The organism is Kineococcus sp. NBC_00420 (assembly GCF_036021035.1).
Taxonomy (GTDB): domain Bacteria; phylum Actinomycetota; class Actinomycetes; order Actinomycetales; family Kineococcaceae; genus Kineococcus.
In genome coordinates, this window is record NZ_CP107930.1 from 4,474,063 (window position 1) to 4,486,454 (window position 12,392).

Annotated in this window: 11 protein-coding genes; 4 read left to right on the forward strand and 7 right to left on the reverse strand. The window is 71.7% G+C overall.

Annotation, left to right across the window (positions count from 1 at the left end; translation table 11 throughout):
* Window positions 1-6 precede the first annotated feature (6 nt).
* A complete protein-coding gene (locus OG218_RS21990; RefSeq protein ID WP_328295351.1) occupies window positions 7-1,305 on the reverse strand; it encodes an MFS transporter in 1,299 nt (432 codons plus the stop codon).
* 107 nt (window positions 1,306-1,412) lie between these two features.
* On the opposite strand from OG218_RS21990, the gene OG218_RS21995 reads away from it, so the two are divergent.
* Entirely contained in the window at window positions 1,413-2,219 is an 807-nt protein-coding gene (locus OG218_RS21995; RefSeq protein WP_442906419.1) for an SDR family NAD(P)-dependent oxidoreductase, read from the forward strand.
* On the opposite strand, the gene OG218_RS22000 is transcribed toward OG218_RS21995, so the two are convergent.
* The 4 genes from OG218_RS22000 to OG218_RS22015 are packed head-to-tail and all read right to left on the reverse strand — an operon-like array spanning window position 2,216 to window position 6,962.
* The gene (locus OG218_RS22000) at window positions 2,216-2,920 is read right to left on the reverse strand and encodes a GntR family transcriptional regulator (RefSeq protein WP_328295353.1); all 705 of its coding nucleotides are present in this window, start codon (window positions 2,918-2,920) and stop codon (window positions 2,216-2,218) included. The genes OG218_RS21995 and OG218_RS22000 overlap by 4 nt on opposite strands.
* Window positions 2,921-2,960: 40 nt before the next feature.
* Window positions 2,961-5,018 carry a 3-hydroxyacyl-CoA dehydrogenase NAD-binding domain-containing protein gene (locus OG218_RS22005; protein ID WP_328295354.1) on the reverse strand — a complete coding sequence of 686 codons (2,058 nt, stop codon included), beginning with the start codon at window positions 5,016-5,018 and terminating at the stop codon, window positions 2,961-2,963.
* The gene (locus OG218_RS22010; RefSeq protein WP_328295355.1) at window positions 5,018-6,241 is read right to left on the reverse strand and encodes a thiolase family protein; all 1,224 of its coding nucleotides are present in this window, start codon (window positions 6,239-6,241) and stop codon (window positions 5,018-5,020) included. Before OG218_RS22010 ends, OG218_RS22005 begins: the two co-directional genes overlap by 1 nt.
* A 52-nt stretch (window positions 6,242-6,293) precedes the next feature.
* Entirely contained in the window at window positions 6,294-6,962 is a 669-nt protein-coding gene (locus tag OG218_RS22015; protein ID WP_328295356.1) for a TetR/AcrR family transcriptional regulator, read from the reverse strand.
* Between the two features lie 176 nt (window positions 6,963-7,138).
* Between OG218_RS22015 and OG218_RS22020 the strand changes: the two genes are divergently transcribed.
* The gene (locus tag OG218_RS22020; RefSeq protein ID WP_380162174.1) at window positions 7,139-8,638 is read left to right on the forward strand and encodes an MFS transporter; all 1,500 of its coding nucleotides are present in this window, start codon (window positions 7,139-7,141) and stop codon (window positions 8,636-8,638) included.
* A 76-nt stretch (window positions 8,639-8,714) separates the two neighbouring features.
* Entirely contained in the window at window positions 8,715-9,446 is a 732-nt protein-coding gene (lepB, locus tag OG218_RS22025; protein ID WP_328295358.1) for a signal peptidase I, read from the forward strand.
* A gap of 6 nt (window positions 9,447-9,452) precedes the next feature.
* Here lepB and OG218_RS22030 read toward each other — a convergent pair whose 3' ends face one another.
* Window positions 9,453-9,899 (reverse strand): RidA family protein, encoded by a 447-nt coding sequence (locus tag OG218_RS22030; protein WP_328295359.1) that lies wholly within the window; start codon window positions 9,897-9,899, stop codon window positions 9,453-9,455.
* Between the two features lie 6 nt (window positions 9,900-9,905).
* Here OG218_RS22030 and OG218_RS22035 point away from each other — a divergent pair, with 6 nt between their 5' ends.
* The gene (locus OG218_RS22035; RefSeq protein ID WP_328295360.1) at window positions 9,906-10,325 is read left to right on the forward strand and encodes a Dabb family protein; all 420 of its coding nucleotides are present in this window, start codon (window positions 9,906-9,908) and stop codon (window positions 10,323-10,325) included.
* Window positions 10,326-10,389: 64 nt separating this feature from the next.
* On the opposite strand, the gene OG218_RS22040 is transcribed toward OG218_RS22035, so the two are convergent.
* The gene (locus OG218_RS22040) at window positions 10,390-11,883 is read right to left on the reverse strand and encodes a glycosyltransferase family 2 protein (RefSeq protein ID WP_328295361.1); all 1,494 of its coding nucleotides are present in this window, start codon (window positions 11,881-11,883) and stop codon (window positions 10,390-10,392) included.
* Window positions 11,884-12,392: the final 509 nt, after the last annotated feature.

Below are 12,392 nucleotides of genomic sequence, written 5' to 3' on the forward strand. Positions count from 1 at the left end.
TGGTCGTCAGGCGGTCCGGAAGGGGGTCCGGACGAAGATGCCGTACACCACGGCCGCGAGGGCGGCGATGATCCCGCCGATGACGAGGGACGGCGTGTAGCTGCCGTAGGTGTCGTAGATCCACCCGGTGAGCAGCGGCGCGAACGCGCCGCCGAAGTAGCCTCCGAAGTTCTGGATCGAGCCGACGGTCGCGACCTGGGCGTTGTTGGCGATGTCGCCCGGCATGGCCCAGGCCGCGGCCTGGGTGGTGGCGATGAAGCCGACGGCGAGGACGAGGACGGCGACGGCCAGGACGAGGTTCGTGACGAACGCGCTCAGGCACACCAGGACACCGGCGGAGACCGCGGCGACCATCATGACCTTCCGCTTGGCGGCCAGCGGGTCGACCCCGGGGCGGTTCGCGAGGGTGTTCATGATCCGGCCCCCGGTGATGCCGAGGATCGCGCCACCGAGGTAGGGCAGCGCCGAGATCCAGCCGGACTGCGTGATGCTGATGCCGCGGGCGTCCTGCAGGTACAGGGGGAGGAACGTGATGAAGATGTTCCAGATCCAGATGATGCAGAAGAAGCCCGCCATCATGCCCCACACCTGGCGGTGCCTGAACAGGCCCAGCCACGAGACGGGTTCGGCGACGGCGTCGGAGCCGGTTCCCCGACCCTCGGTGATGTGGCGCATCTCGTCCTCGCCGAGGCGGCGGTGGTCTTCGGGGGAGCGGTACCAGACGTAGAACGCGACCGCCAGGACGAGGCCCAGCACGCCGAGGAACCCGAAGACGGTGCGCCAGCCGAAGGCGAGCATGATCGCGGTGAGGACGGGCGGCGCGATCGCCGGACCCCACTTGGACCCGCTGTCCCAGATGGCGGTGGCCTGGCCGCGCTCGGCCCGGGGGAACCAGTCGGCGGTCATCCGGGCGGCGGCGGGGGAGTTGGGGGCCTCGGTGATGCCCAGGAGCACGCGGAAGACGACGAAGTGGCCGGCGCGCTGACCGAGGGCCATCAACGCGGTCGAGATCGACCACAGGCCGATGGCCAGGAAGTACGCCCGCCGGGCGCCGAGCCGGTCGACGATCCAGCCGACCGGCAACTGCGCGAAGGCGTAGGTCCAGGAGAACACCGCCCCCAGCAGGCCGATGTCGGTGCGCGTGATGCCGAGTTCCGAGATCATCTCGGGGGCGGCGATCGACACCGCACTGCGGTCCATGTAGTTGACGATCCCCGCGAGCAGGGCGAAACCGAGGATCCACCAGCGCAGATTCCTGATCGGGCGTCGGCGCACCGACAGGTCGGAACGGGTCGTCTGCGTCATCGCAGCGGTCTCCTTCGACGTGGGGGGACCTTCCGTGGTCACAGAGTCACGTCGAGCTTGTGGGTGCCTGAGGCCATCGTCAAGGGGTTGACGGAAAATCCTATTGGATGTTGGATCGTGGTGACTGGTCCATCGAAGGAGACGAATCCGCCGTGAACGCGTTCCCCGCCCAGCGCACCGCCGTCGTCACGGGGGTCGGTGCCCCGCGCGGCATCGGTCGCGTGGTGGCCCGCCGCCTCGCCCGCGAGGGCTGGAGCCTCGCCCTCGTCGACGTCCGCGCGGACGGAGTCGCCGAGATCGCCGAGGAACTGTCGGGGTCCACCGCGGCGCTCGGTGTCGCCGTGGACATCACCGCCCAGGACGACGTCGTGGCCGCCTTCGCCCGCATCGACGACGCGCTGCCGCCCGTCGTGGGTCTCGTGAACCTCGCCGGGATCGCCTGTCCCACGCCGTTGATGGAGCTGACCGTGGCGGAGTGGAACCTCAGCTACGCGGTGAACGCGACGGGGTCCCTGCTGATGATCCAGTCCGCGGCGAAGCGGATGATGGAGGTCGGGGTCGGGCGGATCGTCAACACCTCCTCGATCACCGCGCTCGACGGGGGCGGGACGTTCTCCAAGACCGCCTACGCGGCCTCGAAGGCCGCCGTCCTCGGGCTGACCAAGGGCGCCGCGCGTGAACTCGGCCCGTTCGGCATCACGGCGAACGCGATCCTGCCCGGTCCCATCGACACCGACATCATGGGCGGGAAGCTCACCGACGAGCGCAAGGCCGACATGTCGGCCGGCATCCCCGTCGGCCGCGTCGGCCAGCCCGACGACATCGCCGCGATGGTCTCATTCCTGCTCGGTGAGGACGCGGGGTACGTGAACGGCGCGGAGTTCCAGGTCGACGGCGGGAAGCTCATCCACTAACCCGCGGGGACGGACTCGCGATCGTCGAGGGCGCGTTCGCGCACCTTCTCGAGGTGCTCGCGCACCGCGAGTTCCACCCCGTCCGGTTCCCGGCGGCCCAGGGCCTCGACGATGGCCGCGTGCTCGGCGATCGCCAACCCGGCGTCCGTGACCCCCACGCCGGGGACCAGGCGCAATCGGAAGCGCTGGATCTGTCCGTTCAGCCCCTCGAACGCCTCGGCGAGGAACCGGTTCCCGCCAGCCCGGTTCAGGACGTGGTGGAACTCGTTGTCCGCCGCGTGGTACTCGCGGTACTCCGCGAAACCCGGTCCGGTGGGTGCCGCCGCCATGCGTTCCACGGTGGCCGCCAGCACGGTGAGCAGGGCGTCGTCCACGTGCGCCGCGGCCAGGGCGGCGTTGCGGCACTCCAGCAGCAACCGCGCGTCCATGAGGTCGTTCACCTCGGTCGCGCTCAGCATGTCCGCGACGAAGTACCCGCGCAGGGCCGCGCGGTGGACGAGACCGGTGGACTCGATGCGGACCAACGCCTCCCGCACCGGCGTGGGGGAGACGCCGAGGTCGCGCGCGAGCCCGTCGATGCTCAACGAGGAACCCGGGGCGGCGTGGCCGTCCATCAACCACGTGAGCAACGAGGTGTGGACGGCGTCGGCGAGCGAGGCCCGGGACGGGGCGGTGGGGAGGGTGGGGGCGTCGCGTACCACTGCCACCACCCTCCCGGACCGAGAACTCTCGGCCGACAGGCTATCCCGCCGGGTGGAACCGCCGTCCGGTGACGCGCTCGGAGGCCCCGACGCGGTCGAGGTACGGGGTGATCCCGCCGGTGAACAACGGGTGCCCGGTGCCCAGGACGAGGCAGACGTCGACGTCCTGCGGTCCCGCGACCACCCCCTCGTCCAGCACCCGGCGGATCTCGTCGGCGAGCGCGTCCTGCACGTTGCGCAGGACCTGCTCACCGGTGAGCGGTTCGGTGGCCACCGAGAACAACCCCTCCGCGGCCCCGGTCTCGGCGACCGGGCCCTTCGGCGTGACGAGTTCGGGTGAACCGGCCTCGACCCAGCGCCGCAGGTTGTCCGAGACGCGGTAGCGGTCGGGGAAGGCCGCGGCGAGCGTCTCGTGCACGTGCAGCATGACCGCCGGCCCGACGAACGACGCCAACCGGAACGGCGACATCGGCAGCCCGAGGGGGTCGAGGCTGCGTTCCACCTCGAGCAGCGGGGTTCCCGCGTCGAGGGCCCGGACGACCTCGTCGAACATGCGCGTCGAGATGCGGTTCACCACGAACGCGGGCGCGTCCTGGACCAGGACGCACGTCTTCTTCAGCCGCTTCCCGACGGCGAACGCCGTGGCCAGGGCGGCCTCGTCGGTCGTCCCGGTGCGCACGACCTCGACGAGCGGGAGCACCGCGACGGGGTTGAAGAAGTGGAACCCGACGAACCTCTCGGGGTTCTTCAGGACCGAGGCCATCTCCGTCACCGACAGCGAACTGGTGTTGGTCGCCAGCACGGCGTACTCACGCAGCAGGGGTTCGATCTCGCGCAGGACGTCCTGCTTGACGGAGAGTTCCTCGAACACCGCCTCGATGACGAAGTCCGCGTCGGAGAGCGCGCCCTTGTCGACCGAACCGGACACCGACGCCGTCAGGCGGTTCGCGGTGTCCTGGGTGATGCGGCCCTTGCCGAGGAGTTCCCGCACACCGGTGCGGACGAACTCGACGCCCTTCTCGACCCGTTCGGCCGAGACGTCGGTGAGCACGACCGGGACCTGCAACCGGTGCAGGAACAGCAGCGCGAGCTGGGAGGCCATGAGACCCGCCCCGACCACGCCGACGCTCGTGACCTTCCGCGCCGCTTCGGCGGGTGGTGCACCGGCGGGTTTCTTCGCGTAGCGCTGGACGAGGTCGAACGCGTACAACCCGGCCCGCAGTTCACCGGAGACGATGAGGTCGCCCAGGGCGGCCTCCTCGGCGCTGAAGTGCGTCGCCCGGTCGTTCGTGCGGGAGGCCTCGAGCAGTTCCAGGGTGCGGTAGGGCGCGGGTGCGGCGCCGTGGACGCGGGTGTCGGCGACGGCCCGGCCGCGGGCGATCGCGGCGTCCCAGGTCGGCGCGTCGGCGAGTTCGCGACGCACCACGGTGGTCGTGCCCGCGAGCACGGACGCCGTCCAGCGCAACGACTCCAGGAGGAAGTCGGCGGGTTCGAAGCGGGCGTCGACGATCCCCGCCTCGAAGGCCTGCGGACCCGAGAGCGTGCGGTTGTTCGCCAGCGCGTTCTCGATCGCGACCTTCACCGCGACGTCCGGGCCGGCGATCCGGGGGAGCAGGTACGTCCCGCCCCAACCGGGGACCAGGCCGAGGTGGGCCTCCGGCAACCCCAGGCCGCGGACCGAGCTCGACACCGTGCGGTAGGTGCAGTGCAGGGCCGTCTCGAGGCCGCCGCCGAGAGCGAGTCCGTTGACGTAGGCGAACGTGGGGACCGGCGCGTCGGCGAATCGGCCCAGCACCCGGTGGCCGGCTTCCGCCGTCGCGACGGCGTCCTCGCGGGAGGTGGTGTGCGCGACGGACTTCAGGTCGGCGCCGGCGCAGAACACCCCGTTGACCCCGGTGACGCCGATGGCGACGACACCCTCGTCGCGGACCAGCCGTTCGGCCTCGTCGATCGCCTGCTCGAGGGCGGGCAGGGTGTCGGAACCGAGGACGAAGGGCCGCCGCGGGTCGCCGGAGTCCAGGGTCAGCAGGGCCATCCTCCCGGGACCGGCGACACCGGAGGAGGCGGGCAGGTCGAGGGTGCGGACGAAGACGGGCATCAGTTCGCTCCTCCGTCGAAGCCCTGCCAGGACGGGTTCTCCCAGACGACCGAACCGCCCTGACCCAGGCCCACGCACATGGCGGTGAGGCCGTAGCGGACCTCGGGGTGCTCGGAGAACTGCCGGGCGAGCTGGGTCATGAGCCGCACCCCGGACGCCGCGAGGGGGTGCCCGATGGCGATGGCCCCGCCGTAGGGGTTCACCCGTTCGTCGTCGTCGGCGATGCCGAAGTGGTCGAGGAAGCTGAGGACCTGCACGGCGAACGCCTCGTTGAGCTCGAACAGGCCGATGTCGTCGATGGTCAACCCGGTGCGCGCCAGGACCTTCTCGGTGGAGGGGATCGGGCCGAGGCCCATGACCTCGGGTTCCACGCCGGCGAACCCGAAACCGACGAGCCGCATCTTCGGCGTCAGGCCCAGCTCCCCGGCCACGTCCTCCGCCGCGATGAGGGACGCCGTCGCCCCGTCGGTGAGGGGGGAGGCGTTGCCGGCGGTGACCCGCCCGTGCGGCCGGAACGGGGTGCGCAGGTTCGCGAGCGCCTCCACGGTCGTCCCGGGGCGGGCCAGTTCGTCCTCGGTCGCGAGCCCCCAGCCGCGTTCGGAGCTGGCGGAGGCGACCGGGACGAGGTCGGCGCCGACCTGGCCGTTGGCGACGGCCTTGGCGAACTTCGCCTGGGAGTTCACCGCGAACTCGTCCGCCCGCTGCTTGGTGAGCTGCGGGAACCGGTCGTGCAGGGCCTCCGCGGTCTTGCCCATGTCCAGGGCATCGGGGGAGACGATGCGTTCCACCAGGAACCGCGGGTTGGGGTCCATACCCTGCCCGAGCGGGTGGTGGCCCATGTGCTCGACGCCGCCCGCGAGCGCCACGTCGAGGGCGCCGATCGCGATGGAGGCGGCGGTCGTCGTCACGGCCGTCATCGCGCCGGCGCACCAGCGGTCGATGGCGTAGCCGGGGGTGGTGACGGGCAGTCCCGCCAGCAGGGCCGCGCTGCGGCCCAGGACGAGGCCCTGGTCGCCGGACTGGGTGGCGGCCGCGATCGCGACCTCCTCGACCCGTTCTGGGGGTAGGGACGGGTTGCGCCGCAGGAGTTCGCGCAGGCAGGCGACGACCAGGTCGTCGGCGCGGGTCTGGGCGTGCAGGCCGTCGGGACGGGCCTTGCCGAACGGGGTGCGGACGCCGTCGGCGAAGACGACGCTCCGACCCGGGGCGGGCGTGTGGACCACAGGACCTCCTCGTCACTGGTGCTGGCGGGCACCACCGTACGCGGCGTCCGGTTTATCCGGTACCGGGAGTCCCGCTTATCGCCCGGGCGGCGGACAGCGCGGCCTGCAACGCGTCCTCGCTCAGCGCGGTCCCGGGCAACGGCGTGGGGTGGCGACGGGCGGTGCAGAGACCGTCGAGCGCGATGGCGAGCTGGCGGCGCCAGGCCTCGCCGGCGTCCAGCACGTGCACGGACTTCAGGAGCACCACCAGGTCGCTCGTCTCCACGTCGGGCCGCAACCGACCGGCGCAGCGGGCGCGCCGGACCAGCTCCTGCAACCGGGGCCCGAGCTCGGCGCGGGTCAGGGCGAGTCCGCTGCGACCGTGCTCCGCGCAGAGGACGGCGTCGCGCAGCCCGCGGTCGGCGGCCATCCGCTCGCACGCGCCGGTGAGGAAGCGCACGACGGCGTCCCAGGGGTCGACCTCCGCGGCCGCGCTGTCCGCGAGGTCGACGAGCTCGCGGATGCGTTCCTCGAAGAGCGCCTCGACCAGGGCGTCCTTGTCCGGGAAGCGGCGGTAGACCGTCCCCACCCCGAGGCCGGCGTGGCGCGCGACGTCGTCGAGGCTGGCGACCAGGCCGCGGGTGGCGAACACCGTCCGGGCGGCGTCGAGCACCCGTCGGCGGTTCAGCTCGGCGTCGCGCCGCAGCGGGCGGTCTGCCGGGGCGGGGGTGGTGGTGCTCACGACCTGCCCATCGGCACGTCCGCGGACGAAGTGGAGGACGGGCCTCAACTTCGCGCGCGGCGCGGCCGAAGCAGAACCGGAGACCAGCAGACCCCCGTCACGGAAGAGAGCTCGTGAGCACCGAGGCCACCCCGGCAGACCCGCCCCGCGACCCGGTGCGTGAGACCGCGAGCGCGGTGCCGCCGCGTCCGCGCACCTCGCCCGAGAACGACGTCCCGGCACCCCCGGCCGACCGTTCGCGCTGGCTCGTCCTCGCGGTCCTCTCGCTGGCCCAGCTCATGGTGGTCCTCGACTCCACGATCGTGAACATCGCCCTGCCCACCGCGCAGGCCTCCCTCGGCTTCTCCGACGACGACCGCCAGTGGGTCGTGACCTCCTACGCCCTCGCCTTCGGCGGTCTGCTGCTGCTCGGGGGCCGCCTCTCCGACGTCGTCGGACGCAAGCCGATGTTCCTCACCGGTCTGGTGGGTTTCGCCCTCGCCTCCGCCCTCGGCGGTCTCGCGCAGGGCTTCGGGATGCTCATCGTGGCCCGCGCCCTGCAGGGTGCCTTCGGCGCGATGCTGGCCCCGGCCGCGTTGTCGCTGCTCATGACGACCTTCACCGCACCGGGTGAGCGGACCAAGGCGTTCGGCATCTTCGGGGCGGTCGCGGGCGCCGGCGGCGGCATCGGGCTGCTCCTGGGCGGGCTGCTCACCGAGCACCTGTCCTGGCGCTGGTGCCTCTACATCAACGACGTCCTCGCCGTGGTGGCCGTCGTCGCCGCGTCCCTGCTGCTCAAGCACCGGCGGTCGGCGAACCCCGCCCCGCTGGACTGGTTCGGCACCGTGACCGCCGTCCTCGGTCTCGTCGGGATCGTCTACGGCCTCGGCAACGCCGAGACCCACGGCTGGACCTCCCCGAGCACGTGGGGGTTCCTCGTCGCCGGGATCGTCCTGCTCGTGGTGTTCTGCTGGTGGCAGACCCGCGCGGCGCACCCGTTGCTGCCGCTGCGCGTGGTCCTCGACCGCAACCGCGGTGGGTCGTTGCTGGCGATGGCCGTCGTGGGGGCGGGCATGTTCGGGGTCTTCCTGTTCCTCACCTACTACCTGGCCAAGCAGCTCGGGTACACCCCGGTGCAGACCGGGCTGGCGTTCCTGCCGATGATCGGTGCCGTCTCGGTGACCGCACCGTTCGTGGGGGCCCGGCTGCTGCCGCGCGTGGGTCCCAAGCCCCTCGTCCCCACCGGCCTCGTCCTCGCCGCGCTCGGCATGGCCCTGCTGACCCGCATCGACGTCGACTCCCACTACGCCTCGGTCGTCCTGCCCGGGTTGATCGTCGAGGGCGTCGGCCTGGGCTTCATCTTCTCCGCGGCGATGGCCACGGCCACCCTGGGCGTCCAGCCCGCCGACGCCGGCGTCGCGGGCGCGATGGCCAACACCGTCCAGCAGATCGGCGGGTCCATCGGCACCGCGCTGCTCTCCGCGCTCGCCGGCAGCACCGTGACGGGCTACCTCGCCGACCACGTCGACGGCGAGCCGTCCCCGGCCGACCTCGCCCAGGCGACGTTGTCGAGCTACCACGTCGCGTTCTGGGTCTGCTCGGGGATCTTCGTGGTCGGTGCCCTCGCCACCGGTCTGCTGCTGCGTCGCGGGGCGCCGCAGTTCGACCCCGACGCGGGTCCGGTCATCGCCCACTGACCACGCGTGTGACGCTGGGGCGGGCGTGCAGTTGACTGGGCCTGCACGGATGGGGAGCACGGGTGAGGGAGAACGCATGAGCACCGAACAGGACGTCGACGCTCCGGGCTCGACGCCGCCACCGCAGCCGTCCGCGGGCGGCCGGCTCTTCGCGGCCGTGCGCGAGGTCGTCCTCGTCGTGGCGGTGGCCCTCGTCGTCTCCCTCGTCGTGAAGACGTTCCTCCTCCAGGCCTTCTTCATCCCCTCGGAGTCGATGGAGCAGACCCTCGACGTCGGCGACCGGGTCATCGTCAGCAAGCTGACGCCGGGCCCCTTCGACCTCGCCCGCGGCGACGTCGTCGTCTTCCAGGACCCGGGGGGCTGGCTGCCCCCGGGCAGCACGGTCCAGCGCGGTGCGGTGGCGACGGCCGTCTCCGACGTCCTGACCTTCGTCGGTCTGCTCCCCGAGGACTCCGACGACCACCTCATCAAGCGCGTCATCGGCCTCCCCGGCGACCACGTCGTCGGCACCGACGACGGCAGCGAGATCACCGTGAACGGCACGCCCGTCGACGAGTCGTCCTACCTCGCCACCGGCGCCGAACCCACCGAGGTCGACTTCGACGTGACCGTCCCCGCCGGGGAGCTCTGGGTCATGGGCGACAACCGGCAGAACTCCCGCGACTCCCGCTACAACGCCGGGTCCACCGACGGCGGTTTCGTCCCGATCGACCTCGTCGTGGGTCGCGCCTACAGCGTCGTCTGGCCGGTCTCGCACTGGTCGTGGCTGGGCACCCCCTCGGCCTTCGCCGACGTCAAGGACCGGTAGCCGCGCTCACGTCAGGACGGCGACCGCCTCCACCTCCACCAGCTGATCCGGGTAGCCGAGCACGCTGACGCCGAGCAGCGTGCTCGGAGCGTCGTGGTCGCCGAACGCCGTCCGCACCACGTCCCAGACCGCGCCGAGGTCATCACGGTCCGCGGACGCGACGTAGACGGTGGTCTTCACCACGTCGGAGAGCTCCGCTCCCGCGGCCGCCAGTGCGGTGATCAGGTTCGCGACGACCTGACGGGTCTGCCCGATGACGTCTCCGACGGACACCGTGGCCCCGTCTGCGTCCAGCGGACACGCGCTTCCCGCTCGACGGGAGTGTTTCGCGTCCTTGAGGGCCCTTCGCGACGCGGTGCGCTCCAGTCCGTGGAGTGGAACGTTCGACGTGTTCAGAGGCACCTGTGAGCCGCCGGACGTTCCACTCGCGGCGCGCGGAGGACGTGCCAGCATGCCGTCGTGCTCGAAGAACTCAGACGTCAGCTGGCCGAGGTCGGCCCGGCCACCTTCACCGCCCGCGACTACCGTCCCGCCACCGTGCGTCACGTGGTCCTGTTCCGCTACCGCGACGACGTGACCGAGGAGCAGCAGCAGGAGGTCCTGCGCCGGTTCCGGGCGCTCGCGGACTCCGAGCGCGACGGTGAGCGCTACGTCGTCTCGATCGAGGCGGGGGAGCAGGCCAGCGGTGAGGGAGCGGCACCGTTCCACCACGGCATCGTCGTGACGTTCGCCTCGGAGGGCGACCGCAACTACTACGTGGGCACCCCCGTCCTGGACGATCCCGCGCACCTCGACCCCGCGCACGCGCGGTTCAAGGAGTTCGTCGGGCCCCTGCTGCACCCCACCGACGGGGTGCTGGTCTTCGACGTCGTCGCCTGAGCCGAGCCCGGACGCACGAGAGCGCGGACCGGTCCGGGGACCTGTCCGCGCTCTGGGTGGTGGGTCAGGCGGTGAGCCCGCGGGTCGGGCGCAGCAGCTTGATGACGAGCAGGACGCTGGCGATGATCGTCACGGCGGCGAGGGTGCGCCAGCCGACGGTGAGCACCACGCGCTGGAACTCGACGCTGGCCTGGGTCAGCCAGTACCAGGCGCCGACGGAGGACGCGACGACGGAGCCGACGATGGTGGCGAGCAGGGCGCCCGCGCCGCTGCCGCTGCGCTTGCCGGCCTCGGCGGCGGCCTGGTCGGCCCAGAGGTCGCGTCGCTTGCCGAGCAGGTGGGTCACCCAGGACTTCGCGGTGTTCCAGCCGGAGAACCACAGCCACATCTCACCGGGCAGCCAGAGCACGGCGAAGAGGTAGTCGGCGCGGGTCCGGTGGGGGGAGAGGTGGGCCATCTTCAGCTGGTAGAGCGCCGCGAGGGCGGTCGGGGTGATCCACCACCAGGACCAGACGAACTGCGAGACCGACAGCGACGCGGCGAGCAGGGCGACGAAGGCGAGACGCATGACGACGTTGAGGCCCAGACCGATGTGCTGCAGCCAGAACGGCAGGGTGCGCTTGGACAGCGGCATGCTCGTCATGAGCGAGATGAGCCCGGCGTTCCACTTGGCGCGCTGACCCGAGAGGGCGCGGACGGTCGGCATGGCGCCGACCTGGGCGCGGGCGGTGGCCGACATGACCGTCGTCCAGCCGATCTCCTGCAGTTCGAGGCCGAGCTGCGCGTCCTCGGTGGCGGTCTCGTTCGTCCACGGCGCGGGACGGTGGTGGCGGCGGGTGACCTCGTCGATGGCGCTGAAGCGGAAGGCCGAGCACTGACCGCCGACGATCGTGGTCTTGCGGGCACGTTCGTTGGCGCGGACCTGGAACTGGGTGAAGTCCATCTTCTGGGCGCGGACCAGCTGGCGGTTGAACCAGCCGCCGGTGCCCTCGGCGAAGTGGTACTTCGCCGACACGGCGGCGGCGCTGGGGGTCTTCAGCAGCTCGGCCTCGAGGTCGGCGAGGCAGTCGGGGTCCAGCACGACGTCGGCGTCCATGCTGACCATGACGTCGAAGGCGCCGCCGGCCAGGAACTCCGCGTACCCGGTGGCGAGGGCGCCGACCTTGGCGTCGGTGTTGCCGACGGTCTCGATGACCTTGACCCCGCGGTAGCGCTTGGCGATCTTCACGGTGGCGTCGGTGCAGTTGTCGGCGACGACGACGATGAGGTCGGGGGTCCGCGACTGCGCCATGAGCGACTCCAGGCACGCCTCGATGTCCTGCTCCTCGTTGTGCGCGGGGAGCAGCACGGCCATCTTGGCGGTGCGGCGGGTGGCCGGGCGGTAGCGCAGCCGGTGGATGGTGACCTCGAGGGCACGGCGGGCGGTCACCGCGGTGTCGGCGATCCGGTCGGCGATGCTCGTCCGGGGAGCCGGCACGCTCAGGCGCGGCACGACGGTGCCTTCGACGACCCGGGGTTCGGGCTGGACCAGCAGGGGGGCGAGGTCTTGGACGGCCATGGGGGTTCCTCCGGGGGCGGGGGGAGTTCGGGGGTGCAGTGCGAGGGGCTCATCAGTGACGTTAGGTAGCCGATTGCTGCACCAACAGCTCCGTTCCGCCGCTAGAGGTAACGCTGCGGTGATGAACAGACCGCTTGGACCCCTGGTCGTCACCCGGAGTGACGTCACCTCACGCAACCCTTGACGGGTGGTGACCGGAGTCGCGACATCCGTGACTGCCGGTGCCGAACGGGGAAGACCTGGACCTCGGCGACGGTTACCATGACCGCACAGGCATCGATCCGGCCATCACCGGTGAGCCTCCGGAAGAACGGCCGCACCACCCAGCGGGTGGGACGGCTCACTAGAACCGGACGGGTGCGGCCCGTGACAGCCGGACGAGAGGTCGTCGTCGTCGGTCCTTCGGGGCGGTCGGGGACGGCAAGCGGGGTGGTACCGCGGCACCGCCGGCCCCGGCGGGAGTCGTCCTCGTGGCTGGAAGCATCAGTCGAGGAGACGCACGTGTCGCA